This is a genomic window from Rothia similimucilaginosa (assembly GCF_029850875.1).
Lineage (GTDB): Bacteria > Actinomycetota > Actinomycetes > Actinomycetales > Micrococcaceae > Rothia.
Genome location: NZ_JAOVAM010000004.1, coordinates 1 through 16,672 on the forward strand (window position 1 = coordinate 1; position 16,672 = coordinate 16,672).

The 16,672-nt window shown below is 59.5% G+C and carries 16 protein-coding genes; 10 read left to right on the forward strand and 6 right to left on the reverse strand.

The window, feature by feature from the left end:
• Positions 1–71: 71 nt before the first annotated feature.
• Complete coding sequence (locus tag QFX05_RS03830; protein ID WP_279741076.1) at positions 72–1,046, reverse strand: PHP domain-containing protein; 975 nt, start codon at positions 1,044–1,046, stop codon at positions 72–74.
• A gap of 215 nt (positions 1,047–1,261) precedes the next feature.
• Here QFX05_RS03830 and QFX05_RS03835 point away from each other — a divergent pair, with 215 nt between their 5' ends.
• On the forward strand, positions 1,262–2,791 hold the full coding sequence (locus QFX05_RS03835) for an aminopeptidase P family protein (protein ID WP_279741079.1): 1,530 nt from the start codon (positions 1,262–1,264) through the stop codon (positions 2,789–2,791).
• Between the two features lie 132 nt (positions 2,792–2,923).
• Here the strand turns inward: QFX05_RS03835 and QFX05_RS03840 are convergent, their stop codons facing one another.
• Positions 2,924–3,907: a hypothetical protein gene (locus QFX05_RS03840; RefSeq protein WP_279741081.1), complete on the reverse strand. Its 984-nt coding sequence runs from the start codon at positions 3,905–3,907 to the stop codon at positions 2,924–2,926.
• Positions 3,908–4,037: 130 nt separating this feature from the next.
• On the opposite strand from QFX05_RS03840, the gene QFX05_RS03845 reads away from it, so the two are divergent.
• From QFX05_RS03845 to QFX05_RS03855, 3 genes are read left to right on the forward strand one after another with little or no spacing between them, the layout of a single operon-like run.
• Positions 4,038–5,366, forward strand: coding sequence for a magnesium transporter MgtE N-terminal domain-containing protein (locus QFX05_RS03845; RefSeq protein ID WP_279741084.1), 1,329 nt, complete (start codon positions 4,038–4,040; stop codon positions 5,364–5,366).
• A complete protein-coding gene (locus QFX05_RS03850) occupies positions 5,359–6,249 on the forward strand; it encodes a DUF1003 domain-containing protein (RefSeq protein ID WP_279741087.1) in 891 nt (296 codons plus the stop codon). The genes QFX05_RS03845 and QFX05_RS03850 overlap by 8 nt, the downstream gene beginning before the upstream one ends.
• Complete coding sequence (locus tag QFX05_RS03855; protein ID WP_279741090.1) at positions 6,239–7,441, forward strand: P-loop NTPase; 1,203 nt, start codon at positions 6,239–6,241, stop codon at positions 7,439–7,441. Before QFX05_RS03850 ends, QFX05_RS03855 begins: the two co-directional genes overlap by 11 nt.
• 103 nt (positions 7,442–7,544) lie before the next feature.
• Here the strand turns inward: QFX05_RS03855 and QFX05_RS03860 are convergent, their stop codons facing one another.
• From QFX05_RS03860 to dapE, 4 genes are all read right to left on the reverse strand, one after another.
• A complete protein-coding gene (locus QFX05_RS03860; RefSeq protein ID WP_279741093.1) occupies positions 7,545–7,922 on the reverse strand; it encodes a Sec-independent protein translocase family protein in 378 nt (125 codons plus the stop codon).
• A gap of 183 nt (positions 7,923–8,105) precedes the next feature.
• Positions 8,106–9,467: a hypothetical protein gene (locus QFX05_RS03865; protein ID WP_279741095.1), complete on the reverse strand. Its 1,362-nt coding sequence runs from the start codon at positions 9,465–9,467 to the stop codon at positions 8,106–8,108.
• A 5-nt stretch (positions 9,468–9,472) separates the two neighbouring features.
• Complete coding sequence (locus tag QFX05_RS03870) at positions 9,473–9,898, reverse strand: taurine ABC transporter substrate-binding protein (RefSeq protein WP_279741097.1); 426 nt, start codon at positions 9,896–9,898, stop codon at positions 9,473–9,475.
• A gap of 104 nt (positions 9,899–10,002) precedes the next feature.
• Positions 10,003–11,181 carry a succinyl-diaminopimelate desuccinylase gene (gene dapE / locus QFX05_RS03875; RefSeq protein WP_279741100.1) on the reverse strand — a complete coding sequence of 393 codons (1,179 nt, stop codon included), beginning with the start codon at positions 11,179–11,181 and terminating at the stop codon, positions 10,003–10,005.
• Positions 11,182–11,270: 89 nt separating this feature from the next.
• On the opposite strand from dapE, the gene dapD reads away from it, so the two are divergent.
• The 6 genes from dapD to QFX05_RS03905 all read left to right on the forward strand — a co-directional run bounded on the left by dapD (position 11,271) and on the right by QFX05_RS03905 (position 16,652).
• Positions 11,271–12,236: a 2,3,4,5-tetrahydropyridine-2,6-dicarboxylate N-succinyltransferase gene (gene dapD, locus QFX05_RS03880; protein ID WP_279741102.1), complete on the forward strand. Its 966-nt coding sequence runs from the start codon at positions 11,271–11,273 to the stop codon at positions 12,234–12,236.
• Between the two features lie 276 nt (positions 12,237–12,512).
• Positions 12,513–12,731, forward strand: coding sequence for a hypothetical protein (locus QFX05_RS03885; protein WP_279741104.1), 219 nt, complete (start codon positions 12,513–12,515; stop codon positions 12,729–12,731).
• Between the two features lie 4 nt (positions 12,732–12,735).
• The gene (locus QFX05_RS08360; protein WP_279741106.1) at positions 12,736–13,428 is read left to right on the forward strand and encodes a DUF4253 domain-containing protein; all 693 of its coding nucleotides are present in this window, start codon (positions 12,736–12,738) and stop codon (positions 13,426–13,428) included.
• A 225-nt stretch (positions 13,429–13,653) separates the two neighbouring features.
• On the forward strand, positions 13,654–14,667 hold the full coding sequence (galE, locus tag QFX05_RS03895; RefSeq protein WP_279741107.1) for a UDP-glucose 4-epimerase GalE: 1,014 nt from the start codon (positions 13,654–13,656) through the stop codon (positions 14,665–14,667).
• Positions 14,668–15,041: 374 nt separating this feature from the next.
• Positions 15,042–15,806, forward strand: coding sequence for an amino acid ABC transporter ATP-binding protein (locus tag QFX05_RS03900; protein ID WP_279741109.1), 765 nt, complete (start codon positions 15,042–15,044; stop codon positions 15,804–15,806).
• Between the two features lie 15 nt (positions 15,807–15,821).
• A complete protein-coding gene (locus tag QFX05_RS03905) occupies positions 15,822–16,652 on the forward strand; it encodes a glutamate ABC transporter substrate-binding protein (protein ID WP_279741111.1) in 831 nt (276 codons plus the stop codon).
• Positions 16,653–16,672: the final 20 nt, after the last annotated feature.

Genomic DNA, 16,672 nt, shown 5'->3' on the forward strand with positions numbered 1-16,672 from the left:
TTTTTTGCGGGGGGGGGGGGCCCGGGGTTTCCCCCCCCCCCCCACACTCTTTCCCCTAGCTACTGGTCTTACTACCGGGTTGCCAGCAACTCGCGGATATGCGCCACCGTCGCCGCATCCGTCGTATTCTCACCCAGCAGGTTCGGCTTGCCCGCACCGTGATAATCACTCGAACCTGTCACCAGTACCTCACGGCCCGCCGCGCGCTGACCCTCAATGAACTCCAGCAGACGCGCACGGTCCTGAACCGAATTCTCACGGTGATACACCTCCACACCCGCCAGGCCAGCCTCCACCATCAAACCCAGATACTCCAGGCTCAACGCGGGCCCACGCATCGTACTCATCGGGTGCGCAATCACCGGCGCACCCCCAGCCTCACGCACCAGACGCACCGCCTCTAAAGGATCCAGCGCGCCCTGCGGCACATAGTAGGGGCTACCCGTGTACAGTAGCTTCGCAAAAGCCTCAGAACGATCAGCAACCACACCAGCAGCCACCAGCGCATCAGCAATATGAGGGCGGCCCACCGCTGTGTTCCCCGCCCCCACCTGCGCCAACACGTCATCCCATGTCAGCCGGTAGTCAGCGGCAAGACGGTCCACAATAGCCTGTGCACGGCCCGCACGGCTGGCGCGAATCGCCTCCACACGGCACGCCAACTCCGAACCCACCGGGTCAAAACCATAAGCGAGCAGGTGAATAGTCTTCGTGCGTGCGCGGCCCTCACCGTCGGTGTACCGGTAGCGGCAAGAGAACTCGGCACCCGGCAGAAAATCCAGACCGTACTCATCCGCCAGCTGAGCCGCCTGCGCCCATCCAGCCGTCGTATCGTGATCAGTCAGCGCAAAACCCGCCAACCCAGCGCGAGCAATCAGCGGCACCAGCTCGGCCAGGTTCTGCGTACCGTCAGAAATAGCGGAGTGAATATGCAGATCATAGCTCCCGGTAAGGTTCCGGTTTTCAGGCGCGCCCGATTCAGCGGGCTGCGGTGCCTGCTGCGCATTATTTTGCGGTGCACTATTTCGATGTTCTGTCTGCGTCATTTTCTCTCCTTCCCCGCCTTTGCTAGTTCCTCGCCACCTCAGCGGGGTTTTAAGGCATGTCATCTACTCTTCTGATTCAACCCTACCAATATCGGCGGCGCAATATCGGGTACCCGGTCGCAGGTCAAAGATATATTCTGCCCCACCGGTCCTCTCTTATAGTCAAAAGCGCTAAAACATCTGCCCACTTGTGGTGAAGGCGATATGATTAACCCATGACTGAGAACAATGAGAAGAGCACCGAAGCTCAGAAGAACGACCACCGCAGCACCCCTAAGGCATCTGCGTTCACCGAATTCATTGCCGCAAACTGGGCACCTGCCGAAGATGACGGCTACACTCGCGAGCCCGTAGCAGACTACGCGGCTGAGCGCCGTGCCAAGATCTCCAAGGCATTCCCCGGCGAGCGCCTCGTCCTGCCCGCAGGCCCGCTGAAGGTCCGCTCCAACGACTGCGACTACCGCTTCCGTCCCCACTCGGCGTTTGCGCACCAGACCGGTCTGGGCATCGACCACGAACCCGACGCTGTGCTGATCTTCGAGCCCGTCGAAGAGGGTACCGGTGACAACGGCTCCAACCACGAAGTCACCCTGTACTTCCGTCCGCTGGCTGGCCGCGACACCACCGAGTTCTACGCAGACGCCCGCTATGGCGAGTTCTGGGTTGGTCCCCGCCCCACCCTGAAGGAGTTCTCCGAACGCTTCGGCATCCGCACCCGAGACCTATCCGAGCTTGAGGTAGCTATCACTAAGAACGCCGGTAACCAGGGCCTGGGTGGTGTGAACATCCGCCTGGTCCGCAATGTTGACCCGGCTGTTGACGCACTGGTTGACACCTCCCGCTACAACACCGGCGTGGAGCTGGAGCAGGCTGACAAGCTGGACTCCGAACTGGCCGTGGCTCTCTCCGAGGCTCGCCTGATCAAGGACGCTATCGAGATTGAGAACCTGCAGCGTTCCGTTGATCTGACCGTCAAGGGCTTCGAAGAGGTCATTCGCTCCCTGCCGAAGGCTAAGGAACATCACCGTGGCGAACGCGTCGTTGAGACCGCGTTCTTCTCCGTGGCACGTACCGACGGTAACGACTTGGGCTACGACACCATCGCAGCGTGCGGTAACAACGCAACTATCCTGCACTGGATCCGCAACAACGGCACCGTCGACGACGGCAAGCTACTGTTGCTGGACGCAGGCGTTGAGGACGACACCCTGTACACCGCAGACGTGACCCGCACCTTCCCCGTGAACGGTAAGTTCACCGAGGTTCAGGCGAAGGTCTACAACGCTGTGCTGGAGGCTGCTGACGCCGCATTCGCTGTCGCTAAGCCGGGTGTCAAGTTCTACGAAATCCACGAGGCTGCCATGAACGTTCTTGCACACCGTCTGGAAGAATGGGGCCTGTTGCCTGTTTCCGCTGATGTTTCGCTCACCGTTGAGGGCGGTCAGCACCGCCGCTGGATGCCGCACGGCACCAGCCACCATCTGGGCCTGGACGTGCACGACTGTGCGCAGGCAAAGGCTGAACTGTACATGTGGGCTGAGCTGGAGCCGGGCATGGTCTTCACCATTGAGCCTGCACTGTACTTCAAGGACGAGGATCTGTCCGTTCCCGAAGAATACCGCGGTATCGGTATCCGCCTTGAGGACGACGTGCTCTGCACCAAGGACGGCAACGTGAATCTCTCCGCTGCACTGCCGCGCACCGTTGAGGGCATTGAGGAGTGGATGGCGAAGCTGGCGAAGTAACGCCTACCCCCAGATGCGTTAGTAACGGCTCATAGGGAAAGCCCCTTACCAACTCGTTCGGTGAGGGGCTTTCGCGTGTCTTCTATGGTTGTTTCCCACCGTGATGGGCGGCTACTGCCGTTGCGGGTTCGGTTATTCGTAGTCCTTCGAAGAATTATTGTGCGAGGACTTATCGTGCAGGCCCTGCGGGCGCGGGGTCGGACGCTGCGGCTTGGGCTGAATCAGCTTCGCGTACTCTTCCGGGTCGTCCACTCGCAGACCGTACCGCTGAGCCGGACGCTTCTGCGTATCTGACTTCTGACCGGTCGTCTGGTCAGTACTTGCCTGTTCCTGTTCGGCGGACTGTGTGGACTGTACGGGGGCAACCGGTGCGGGCATATTCTGCGCCGCGCTCTGAGCCACCGCGTTCTGCGCGGTCGCATCACGCACGGGCAGGTTCTGGTTCGGTGCCGGCTGACTACCCGCCTGCGCACGGTACGAGGGCGCCTTCGGGGCGCCGGTCGGAACCGGTGCACCATTCATCGAAACGGTGCTCTGTGCCGCACGAGCCTGCGAAGCATCCGGAGCTGCAGCCGCACGCGCAGCCGCAACCGCCGCCGAGAAGCGAGGATGCGCACCCAGCACGCGGCGCGCATCCTGAGCGTACTCCGGCAGAGCGTACATCACGGTGCGCGAGGGAATCGCCTCAGTACGCATCGGGTAACGAGCCCCGCGGCCGCGGCGCAAATCAAACATACGCCACAGGACAAAAATGGCCACAGAGATAGGCACCGTAGACATTGCCGCAGAGATAAAAGAGGTGCCGTTCAAAGACACAAATGCCGAATACAACAGGCCAATCACCACACCCTGAATCGCTGAAGAAATCAGGGCACGACCATAACCGGGCTGTACCGGGTACTCCACCTGGCGGATACCGTCATTGACCAGGTACAGCGCCGTGACCGGATAATCCTGCTCGCTGAGCACATCAAAAGCGGCGAGCGCATCATCGTGACGAACGAAGGAGGCAATCGCCTCACCGGCGGGCAGAGGCTTGCCCTGAGCCTGCGACAGGCGCGACGCCAGATATGAAGAAGGCGGGGTCGAGGGAATATTCGGCAGGTGAGAAGTCATGACTCCTATTCTACCGCCCACCCCAACCCTGGGCCCGGTGGGCAGTCAGCTCCTCTACAGGCGTAGCAAACACCTCTTCAATTAGGCTTCTCAAAGTGCGAATCCCCACGGCAGAGCGTACCCTAGAGAGGTGAGCAATTCGAAGTTCAGCACCCCCAGCAAGATTTACATTGCCCGCCTTCTGGGCCTCGACGTTTTTGACCCCTTCGGTGACCGCCTCGGACGTCTCCGAGATGTTGTCGTGCTCAAACGCGGCCTGGGCGCATCCATTGCGGGCGCCCGCCCCGCCAAGGGCAGCGAACCCATTGTTGTCGGCATCATTATTGAGGTGCTCGGCAAGAAACGCGTGTTCATGCCCATGACCCGTGTGCGAAGTATCGACGCTTCACAGATCATTTCAACCGGCCTGGTGAACCTGCGCCGCTTTGAACAACGCAACTCTGAGACTCTCATCGTTGGTGAGCTTTTTGACCGCCGTGTGCGCCTGCTCGACGGCAGCGGCGACGCCGTCATTGAGGACGTCGCCATTGAGCAGCGCCGCAACGGCGACTGGGGCGTGACCGAGCTGTTCGTTTCCCGCGTCAGCTCCTCCTCCAACACGTGGCGCCGCCGCTCTAAGGAGACCCTCATCGTCGACTGGGACGAAGCGGTGCTCTCCACCGATGTGGAACCGCAGGCAGCAACCGCGTTCGTGGCGAACCATGAGAACTCCAAGCCCGCCGACCTTGCGGACGCTATCCACGAGATGAGCGATAAGCGCATGGTCGAAATCGCCGCCGAACTGCAGGATGAGCGCCTCGCGGACGTTCTGCAGGAGTTGCCCGCCGAGGACCAGGTGCAGATCCTCTCACACTTGGATGACGAGCGTGCCGCGCAGGTCCTCGAAGAAATGGAACCGGACGACGCCGCCGACCTGCTCATCGAGCTGGACGACGCCCAGCGTGAAAAGCTGCTCGAACTCATGGAACCCGACGAAGCAGACGATGTGCGTCGACTGCTCGAATACGACGAAGGTACCGCCGGTTCGCTCATGAACCCGGTACCGATTATCCTCTCCCCCGAGGCGACCGTCGCAGAGGCGCTCGCGCACATCCGCGCCGAGGAAATCCCTCCGGCGATGGCGGCTGCTGTGATGGTGACCCGCCCGCCTCTGGAAACGCCGACCGGCAAATACCTGGGCCTGGTGCACATGCAGAAGCTGCTGCGTGTGCCGCCGAGCGAGCCGATTGGTCACATCCTTGATACCGGCACTGAGCCCGTCTCTGACCAGGCCAGCTTGGAAGAGCTGGCACGCGTGCTGGCAACCTACGACCTGACCATCGTTCCCATTGTGAACGAATCGCACCGCCTGGTAGGCGCAGTGACCATCGACGACGTGCTCGATGCGCTTCTGCCCGAAGACTGGCGCACTTACGATGATGGAACTCCCGTACGAAAGGTAGGACGACGCTTTGCCTGATTCGAACCGCCGTGACGCAAACCGTACCGAAGAGAACCCCCGCATCGATAAGGCTCGCATTCTCAAAGACCGCTTGGAGAAGAAGTACGCTGAACGCAACCGCGAGCGCGGCGACTCCCGCCCGCAGCGTAACGACTCGCAGCTGAGCACCCCCGGTACCCGTAAGCCGAAGCTGTTCTCGAGCCCCAACCCGGATGCTTTCGGCCGCATGACCGAGGGCTTTGCACGCTACATGGGTACCCCGCAGTTCCTGATGTGGATGACCGTTTTCTGTGGCGTGTGGCTTGCCTGGAACTCCCTGGCGCCGGAGGAGATGCAGTTCGACCCGCGTAGTCTGAACTTCACCCTGCTGACCCTGATGCTGTCCCTGCAGGCTTCTTACGCTGCTCCCCTGCTGCTGTTGGCGCAGAACCGTCAGGATGACCGCGACCGTGTGGTGGCATCTGAGGACCGTAAGCGCGACCAGCAGAACCTGGAGGAGACCCTGTACCTGACCCGCGAGATTGCTTCGCTGCGTATTGCTCTGCGTGAGGTTGCGACCCGTGACTTCGTCCGTAGCGAGCTGCGTGACATTCTTGAGGAACTGCAGAACATTGCGCAGGAGCAGGAGCGTCACGCCGAGCAGCTGCAGGACATCAGTGAAGACATTGAGGACTTGGAGGAGGCTATCGACGATATCGATATCTCCGAGGGCGAGGAAAAGGACGCTGAGGGCACCGAGAACGGCACCGAGCAGCCCTCTGACAAGTCTGAACGCTCTGCGAAGGACTCCGCACAGGATCATTCCCACCGCGGCGATCTGAGCCAGCCTCAGAGCCGCGAAGCTCAGCAGGCACAGCAGCAGGCAGAGCGCACCCGTGAAGGAGGCGCCCATGACCGCTAATTCACCCCTGCAGGATGCGCTCTACGCGGCGCTCGCCCGTGTCGAGGATCCCGAACTGCGCCGCCCCATTACGGAGCTGGGTATGGTTGACACTGCGCTCGTGCATCCTGAGCTGGATGAGCTGGGTGCGCCGATTCCCGGTCGCCACTGGGCTGAGGTCACGGTGCTACTCACCATTGAGGGTTGCCCGCTGAAGAACACCATCGAACAGCAAGTTCGTGACGCCGCCGCCACCGTTGAGGGTGTTGAGCGTGTGCAGTTGGTGGTGGGTGCGATGAACCCGCAGCAGCGTTCCGCCTTGCGTTCGATGCTCAAGCCGGAGCGTTCCAACCCGTTTACCGCACCCGGTTCGCTAACCCGCGTGTTCGGTGTGGTGTCCGGTAAGGGTGGCGTGGGTAAGTCCTCTATGACCGCAAATCTTGCCGCCGCGTTCGCTTCACGCGGGCTTGCGGTGGGCATTATTGACGCGGATGTGCACGGCTTCTCCATCCCGGGTCTGTTGGGTATTACTGACGCCCCGACCCGCCTGGATGATCTGATTCTTCCGCCGACCGTGGATGTTCCCGCCCCCGCCCAGCGTTGGGGTGAGCAGAAGGTCAGCGGCGGCTTTATTCGTGTGATTTCTATCGGCATGTTCCTCAAGGGCAACGAGCCGGTAGCGTGGCGCGGCCCCATGCTGCACCGCGCCCTGGAGCAGTTCATCATGGACGTGCACTTCGGTGCCCTGGATGTGCTGCTGCTCGATTTACCGCCCGGTACCGGCGATATTGCCATCTCCATGGCTCAGCTACTGCCCAATGCGGAGCTGGTGCTTATTTCCACCCCGCAGCACGCCGCGGTGGATGTGGCGGAGCGTGCCGGCACCCTGAGCCTGCAGACCGGTCAGAAGGTCGTGGGCGTGGTCGAGAACATGGCTGCCATGACCCTACCGGACGGTACCGTACTCGACATGTTCGGTTCTGGCGGCGGTCAGGTGCTCGCTGAGCGTCTTTCGGAGGCGCTCTCCTACCCGGTACCACTGCTCGGTTCGGTCCCGCTGGACGTAAACCTGCGTACCGGCGGCGACGAGGGTACCCCCGTGGTCTGGAGCCACCCAGATTCGTCCGCTGCCGAAGAGATTCAGTCCATTGCCTCGCAGCTACTGCACTCGGGCGAGTCGAGGGCGGGTCAGAGCCTGCCGCTCTTCGTCTAAAGCTGCAGCAGTCTAGGACCAAGCTTCTAGAAGCTGCGGCCAAACAGCAGATATACAAAGAACCCCGCACCATCACAGTGCGGGGTTCTTTCATGTCAAAATCTTAGGTTGCGTCCACATCGAAGGGAGCGTATGCGCCTCGCGGAAGAGCACGGCTCTCCGACTTTTCCTTCTCCTTCAGCAGCGCCTCTTCACGTTCCTTCGCCTCACGCTCACGCTCGGCGTCATCCTCAGCGAACGCCTGCTTCACAATCACGCGCGGGTCGTACTGGCGGGGGTCGTACTGGCGCCAGTTAATATCTTCCAAACCTGTCTCGCCCAGGGCTTCCTTGAAGTCGTCCTTCGCGTCGAACGCCATACGGCGCACCATCTTGACGAATTCACGGATCTGTCGGGCGTATTCAGGCATGCGTTCGGGACCGATCACAAAGAACGTGATAACGGCCAAAATAATAAACTCGGTGCCACTAATACCAAACACGGAATATAGATTATCAGTTCCGAGCCAGCACCGCCGAACCCGCGGCGCTTTCTGGACGTGTCTTTAAAATCTGGACAGGCAAAAGGCGTATGCTACAGCACCGCAAAGGGGCATTGCGCCCACGGCTAAGAACACAGGAGACTGCCGGCTACACACCGGCGGTCTCCTGACACAATATTCGGTTTACGGCGGGTAGTCTCCACCGCCGGGGAGCTGTTTCCAATGCCACAGCCAGCCAACCCAGCCCCACTGCGCGCACGCACCTGCCACCAGCAACGCCCAACGATACGCCCGCGAACGGCTCACCGCCGCCACCACAATCACCAGCGGGAATAACGGCAACAACAGACGGAACGTCGAAGACTGCGGATTCAAAAACAGAATCAAATACGCAAAATAGCTCAGACACCACAGGTTCAACGGAGCCGCCAAAACCCTACGTGCCAACGGGCTCAAGCACAGAGCGATAAAGCCCAGAATCAGCAGAGTCAGCAGTACCGGAGCTGCATACCCAAAGTACAGGTAACCCTGCGAAAGCCACGGCTGAATCAGCGCCAGATGGGTGCCGCGCCACGCCGTCTCCGTGGCGGTGTATGCATCCACACGGCCCGTAACCCACCATGCAATCGCAGGCCACACCAGCGCACACGCACACACCACCAGGGCGCTCACCAGCTGCCCCAGATGACGTACAAACGCCGTGCCCATACTCGACTGGCGGCTTGAACGAACCCAGCACGTAAACCACCACAGACCGGCAGTCGCGCCTAGGGGCACACCCACCGGGCGGGACAGGCACGCCAACGCCGCCACAGGAACCAGCAGACCGTAGCGTCCCTGAACCAGGCACAGCAGGGCGCCGGCAAGGAACACCAGATTCAGCGACTCCGCATAGGGCACCTGAAGCACCGGCGCAACCGGCAAGAATGACACCAACGCAACAGCCCACTTAGACAGCACAGAAGGCAACTCCTCACTCTTGAAACCGGTCGCCTTCAACGACGCCTCAAAGAGCAGGTAAATCACCCACGCGGCTGCGAAACCGGCAAGCAGAGCAACAGTCGCCGCCACCGGGTAGTACCCGATGCCTGTCGCATGGCTAATAGCACCGGAAAGCTGCGGGAAAATCGGATAAAAAGCCCACTGATTCTGCTGAACCACACCCGCTGCATTCACCGGCAACTCACTCGGGTAGCCCTGTACCGCAATCTGCTCATACCAGCCGGCATCCCAGATACTAATGAACGACAAATAATCCAGGTGCTCACCCCACGGACCTCGTAGCTGCTGCTGACCGACCACGGCAAACACAATGAAGCCCCACACGCGGGACAGACCATAAATCAGTAGCACCGACAGCCACGCGGGCAGGGCACACAGACGCTCCCACACACGGTGCAGGCGCTCACCGGCAGCGGCGTACGCCCAGGTCAGTAGCTGGTCAAAGGACTCACCCTGCTCCGAGGAGGTGCGGGGTGCCGAGTCAGCGGCAGAGTTAGCGCGGGCAAGCGGAACAGGGCTAGGGTGCTGAGAAGGAACACTCACAGACGCTAATTCCCCTCAGCCGGAGTAGCCACCCGACCGGAGGAAGCCGCCCGGACGTTCTTTCGCTTCTCCACAAGGTTATGCGCGCTCAAGGTGCTCTCCGCATCATCAGCCCGCGGAACCGCGACGCGACACACGGGTTTCTGCTCACCAGCAGTCTCAGCAGCACCCTCAGCGGATTCTGCAGTTGCTTCAGCAGAAGCATCACCGGATGCCGACTCACTCGCAGACGCCTTTTCGTCCTCGGGATCGCCGAAGAAACGAACCGCAGTAGTCAAATCCTCCACACGGTCGAAAGTACCCAAACCGTCACGGCCCACACCACTAAAGAATGCGGCACCGGGCACGGCACGCTCACCGGTGAGCGCCACAACGGAGAGCGCCGCGATGCCCGCAATCAGCAGGGCAAGCAGAATCAGCAGAATGTTCATCTCAATCTCATATCATGCAGGACCATCAACCCCTGACGGTCACCTAAATTCAAATAGTAGCGTCAGCACCGGCAGAATCAGCGCCGCGACTAGTCCTGTTATGTCTAATCCTCGTCACGGTCGCTGAGTAGCCAGGCACGCAAATCCGCGTGGCACCGGGTCAGCTGACTAAAGCTCACATGCTCATTATCGGTATGAGCCAGCAGAGCATCACCGGGGCCGAAGTTTACGGCGGGAATACCGATCTCACTCAGGCGCGCCACGTCCGTCCAACCATACTTCGGCTGCGGCTCCTGCCCCACCGCCTCAATCAGGGAAGCTGCCAGCGGGGTGTCCAGGCCGGGGCGAGCTGCCGGGGAAAGATCCACAAAATCCAGCTCGTAACCGGCGAAGACCTCACGCACATGGGCGACCGCCTCGTCCAGGTTCTTATCGGGTGCGAACCTGTAGTTCACGTGCATTGCCGCTGCATCAGGAATCACATTACCGGCAACACCGCCAGAAATCTGCACCGCGTTCAGGCCCTCACGATAATCCAGGCCCTCCACGGCAATAGTTTTCGGATCATAGGAGGCGAGCGCCGCCAATGCCGGTGCCAGGGCGTGAATCGCGTTCTCGCCGCGCCAAGCGCGTCCCGAGTGGGCGGCAAGGCCGCGGGTGCGCACGAAGAAACGCATGGTGCCGTTACAGCCGCCCTCAATGGTGCCGTTGGTCGGTTCAAGCAGCACACCGAAGTCTGCGTCAGTGATGAGTTCGCCGTGGTTGCGGATCAGACGTGCCAGGCCGGAGAGTTCGCTGGCAACCTCTTCATTGTCGTAGAAGATGTAGGTCAGGTTGTAGTCGGTGTCCTGCACGGTCAGTTCGGCGGCAAGCTTCAGTTGCACCGCCACACCGCCCTTCATATCGGTGGCACCGCGGCCGTAGAGCACGTACCCGTCCTCTTCTTCACGCACCGTGGACGGCACGGTACCCAGGGATCCCTCAACGGTGGGCAGGGGCACGGTGTCCAGGTGACCGGCAAGGATAATGCGGGTACGCTCGACCTTAGCACCGGGCGGCGGCGGGAATTCAGTGCGGGCAATAATGGCGTCCCCGTCACGAGTCAGGTGCAGGTGCGGGCAGAACGACAGCGCCGTGTGCACGGCGTCAGCAATTAGCTGCTCGTTGCCGGAAACCGACTCGTAATCCAGCAGGGCACGGGTCAGCTCGGGCATGGATACGTCCAAGTTCAGGGGCGGAGCCGGAACCGAGTGATGCTCAGAAATATTCGGGGAAACGCTCATCCTTCCACCTTACAGGTTCCCCCGCGCACACAGCGCCCATATCGAAGATATGGGACGCTCTTGAAGGGACACCAATCCCCAAAACTATAATGGACGGTATGTCTGAAAACACTCCCCGTTATGCCTCCGGCGTTGCACTGGTTAATGTTGTTATCTCTGGCGAGCACGCCGGCACCGTCCTGGATGCTTGGTTCCCCGCCCCCTCCCTCACCCAGACTCCTGACCTGTCCATCGCGGACGAGCTAGAGGAGCTGGCCGCTGAGCACCCGGCACGCAATGCTCGCACCGAGGTACGCACTGCCTCCATTAACCTGGATGAGGCACCCGAAGACGCAGTTGACGCATACCTGCGTCTGCACCTGCTCTCGCACACCCTGGTTCGCCCCAACGAGCTGAACCTGGACGGCTTGTTCGGTACCCTGGCGAATGTTGCCTGGACCAACCACGGCCCGGTGCTTGCCGCCGAGTTCCAGAAGCTTGCGATTGGTCTGCGCAAGCTGGGCCACCTGAGTGTGAGCCACATTGATAAGTTCCCTCGCCTGGTGGATTACGTGGTTCCCGCCGGTGTACGTATTGGTGACGGTGACCGCCTACGCCTGGGTGCGCACCTGGCGTCCGGCACGACCGTGATGCACGAGGGCTTCGTGAACTTCAACGCCGGTACCCTGGGCACCTCCATGGTTGAGGGCCGTATTTCTCAGGGGGTTGTGGTGGGTGACGGCTCGGATGTGGGTGGCGGCGCCTCGACGATGGGCACACTCTCCGGTGGAGGTACTCAGCGCGTGTCTATTGGTGAGCGTTCCCTGTTGGGTGCGGAGTCCGGTATCGGTATTGCCCTGGGCGATGACTGTGTGGTTGAGGCTGGCCTGTACGTGACCGCTGGTTCGCGCGTGAGCGTTCTGCTGCCCGGTCAGGAGGCGCGCGTGGTGAAGGCTGCGGAGCTGTCCGGTGTGTCGAACCTGCTGTTCCGCCGCAATTCGGTCAGCGGCGCGATCGAGGTTCTGCCGCGTGCTAAGAACACCGTGGAGCTGAACGAGGCACTGCACCTGAACTAGTCTGCACCTGGACTAGTCTGTACCTGGACTAGTCTGTACCTGGAATAGTACGGGTCCGCCCGTGAACTTTGGGGTCGGGATGTGTGAATCATCCCGGCCCCTTTTTCTCTGCCCGGTGCTCCCCTTTTTCGCCGCTCTCACAGGCTGGGAGCAGATCCATTGCGGTTACGATGACCATTTTCGGGGCGGGATGCGCGGGCTTTCGCTAGGCTGGTAGTATCGGGTACAGCCCACCCGCCATTGCAGGCGATAGGTACCGTTCAGAGAGGAGCCCCCATGTCCGAGTCAGCAGCGTCCGAATCAGTAGCATCCGAATCAGCAGCATCCGCGCCTGCGATGAGCGACACCTACCGGCACTTTACGCGCCTCTTCCCCTACCTGCACGAGCGTATTGCGGTGGGCGCTGCGGCTACTGATGCCATGGCCCGTTACGATGAGCTGGCTAAGCTGGGACGTGCGGAGGGGTTCGCCCCCCTTCTTCCTGAACCTGAATGATACGGTGCTTGAAAGCATGGTCATTGCGGTGTCCCTTGAACACGACATCATTGACGATGTTGAGACGCTGACCCCGGAGCAGGTGAGTGCCTACACTCGTGCTGTTCTGCAGCGTTACCGTACCGCCCGGGGTGGCGCCTCCGCCGAAGAGTATGGCAGCGCCGCCATTGCCCAACAGCTGCGCAGGGTTGTCGATGACGGCGAAGATACTAACGAGGACAACTCGGACGAGTTCAACCTCAATGAGTTTGTTGACGAGTTTATGAGCTCCGATTTTCTGCCCGATGAGGAGCCTGAAGATGAGGCCCCGACTCTTTCTGCTCTGCTCTGCTACGAGCTCCTGGATGAGGAGGAGCAAGGCGAGATGCTCCTGTTGCAGATTCCGACCGATGACCCCGCCGACATTCCCGCGTACTTGCCCTTTGGCGGCTGGAATGACTGCCCGGACGCTGAAACGCAGCTGGCGTTCACCCACTATTGGCGTGAAAAGTATGGTGCAATCCCGGCGGCTCTTGACGGTGCTAATTGTCTGGAATTTCTGGTGGAACGCCCCGTGGCAGACCCGCTGGAGGCGAAGAAGGTGGCGGTCGAGCAAATCGCGTTCTGTTCGGATCTTCCGTTCCAGGTGTTTGAAGATTTTGAGCCGCTGACGGAGTTTATTCACCAGAGCCGCCAGTGGTATTTCTGGTGGGATTAGAGGTCGGCTCAGAAATCAGCTGAGAGTCGGGTTCAGACGCTGTGTGAAGGCGAGCGTCGACACATCTAAATAACGCCTCCTACATGCTCACACCAGCGTGCACAAGCGCACAGTGTCCCGCAGTACTTACACATCGTGTGCGGCTGTACTATTAGATACAGCTCAACAGCTTTTGTCCCCCATCCGGAGCAATTGTTCCGGATATATAAAGCCCGAAAGGACATCATGAAGGTACTCGTTACCGGCGGCGCCGGCTACATCGGCTCCCACACTGTACTTGAACTGCTCAAGGCAGGTCACGACGTCGTCGTCATGGATAACCTCGCAAACTCTTCCGAGGAGTCCCTCAAGCGTGTCGCTGAACTCGCTGGCCGCGCCCCCGAGTTCCATAAGGTTGACCTGCTCGACTTTGAAGGCATGAAGGCTCTCTTCAAGCAGGTTCGCCCCGACGCTGTGATTCACTTTGCGGGTCTGAAGGCTGTGGGTGAGTCCGCAGAGAAGCCGCTGTGGTACTACCAGACCAATGTGGCTGGCACCCTGAACCTGCTGTACGCAATGGATGAGGCTGACTGCCACTCCATCGTGTTCTCCTCCTCCGCTACCGTGTACGGCGAGCCGGAGTCCATGCCTCTGATTGAGAAGATGAACATGGATGCGCAGTCCTGCTACGGCCGCACCAAGGAGCACATCGAGGATATGTTGGTCGACCTGGCTGCTTCTGACCCCAAGTGGAACATTGCTCTGCTACGTTATTTCAACCCCGTTGGTGCGCACGAGTCCGGCCGTATTGGGGAGGACCCGGCTGGTATCCCGAACAACCTGGTGCCCTTCATCGCGCAGGTTGCTGTGGGTCGCCGCGAGCACCTGAACGTCTTCGGTAACGACTACCCGACCGTTGACGGTACCGGCGTGCGTGATTACATTCACGTGGTTGACCTGGCTGACGGCCACTTGAAGGCGCTGAACTACATTACTGAGCACTGCGGCCTGCACACCTGGAACCTGGGTACCGGTAACGGCTACTCGGTTCTGCAGGTTCTGCACGCGTTCGAGGAGGCGTGCGGTAAGGAGCTGCCGTACAAGATTGTGGATCGTCGCCCCGGTGACGTTGCGGTCTCTTACGCTGATCCTTCCTCTGCTCTGGCGGATCTGGGTTGGAGCGCTAGCCGCGACATTAAGACCATGGTTCGCGACCACTGGAACTGGCAGAAGAACAACCCCAACGGTTACGAGGCCTAAGCTGTTTTAGCCCCTTGTGAGGGGTGTTGAAGAGTGCCCGATAGGTGTTATCTCACCTGTCGGGCACTTTTGTGCGCTTTTTTCGAAATTTTTGCCAGCTTGTGACGCATACCCTGGAAACAGTTGACAAGTCGTGGGAGAAAACGGAAAGGTGAAGCATTCCCCCTAGTCAGAGCCCTTTACATAGATGAGGTGTTTTTCACCCATATTTTTACGTCAAAAATACTATAACTATGCATTAGGGCTTAAAAATTCACATAACTTACACAGTAAAGCGAATATTTTACACACACGTTACCTGATGAGGCGTAATCTAAAATCTCAGCATATACACAACCCACATCATAGATGCACCTCACATGAAAGGGTTCATGATGTCCGCACAGACAACTCCCGTAGAGCAAAAAAACCTCATCGAAATTGCTGATGTCAACAAATACTACGGCACCAATCATGTTCTGAAAAACATCAACCTTTCCGTAGGCAAGGGCGAAGTTGTCATCCTTCTCGGCCCCTCTGGTTCCGGCAAGTCAACTCTCTGCCGAACCATTAACCGCCTCGAAACTATCACCAGCGGATCCATCACGATTGATGGCGAAGAGCTCCCCGCAGAAGGCCGAGCCCTCGCGAGGCTCCGCGCCGAAGTAGGTATGGTTTTCCAGTCCTACAACCTTTTCGCTCACAAGACCATTCTTGATAACGTAACCCTTGGACCTCGCCGAATCCGCAAAATGTCCAAGTCAGACGCAGAAGCAGAAGCTATGAAGCTACTCGCAAAGGTTGGTGTGGATTCCCAGGCACATAAAATGCCCGCAGAGCTTTCCGGTGGTCAGCAACAGCGCGTCGCTATCGCCCGCGCCCTCGCTATGAAGCCCAAGGTCATGCTCTTTGACGAACCCACCAGTGCACTTGACCCCGAAATGGTCAACGAAGTGCTCGACACCATGGTCTCCCTCGCAAAGGAAGGCATGACCATGATTGTTGTAACCCACGAAATGGGCTTTGCCCGTAAGGCGGCAGACCGCATCGTCTTCCTTGCCGACGGGGAGATAATCGAAGAAGCACACCCGGACGAGTTCTTCACTAACCCGAAGAGCGAGCGCGCCAAGGACTTCCTCTCCAAGATCATCAACCACTAAAGCGGAGGGCCCGACATGCAAAAATATTCACGCAAGCTCGCAGCACTCGCCGCGGCATCATCCCTCGCTCTAACCGGCGTCCTCACCGGATGTTCCAGCGCAGACAGCGGCAATAAGATCCGCATCGGCATTAAAGTAGACCAGCCCGGCCTCGGTTATCAGGACGGCAACACCTACACCGGCTTCGACGTGGAGGTAGCGCGCTACGTCGCCGGTAAGCTTGGATACTCCGAAAGCCAGATTGAATTCGTCGAGTCTCCAGCGTCTAACCGCGAAAATATGCTCAATACCGGCCAGGTAGACATGATTTTTGCGACCTACTCTATCTCTGAGAGCCGCAAGAAGACCGTAGACTTCGCAGGTCCCTACTACACTGCCGGTCAGGATTTGCTGGTTCGTGTCGATAACAATGACATCCACGGACCGGATGATTTGAACGGAAAGAACCTCTGTTCTGTAACCGGTTCTACGAGCGCCAAAAAAGTCCAGGACAAATTCGCCAAGAATGTGAACCTGGTCAAGCAGAATAGCTACTCCGACTGTGTGGTTGCCCTCAATGGTGGCGTGGTAGATGCCGTCACCACCGACGACATTACCCTCGCCGGTCTAGCAGCAACCAAGGCAAACAAGGGCAAGCTAAAAGTGGTCGGCTCCCCCTTTACCGCTGAACGCTACGGTGTGGGTCTGCCCAAGGGGACCGACAAATGTGAAGCTGTGAATAATGCCATCAACGAAATGGTAGCTGACGGTACCTGGGAGAAACTCATCACCAAGTACACCGAAGACACCGGCTACCACTACAACACGGAAACCAACCCACCGCACCTGGGCACCTCCTGCGCCTAGGCCTCTAGAGAGGTTCACGA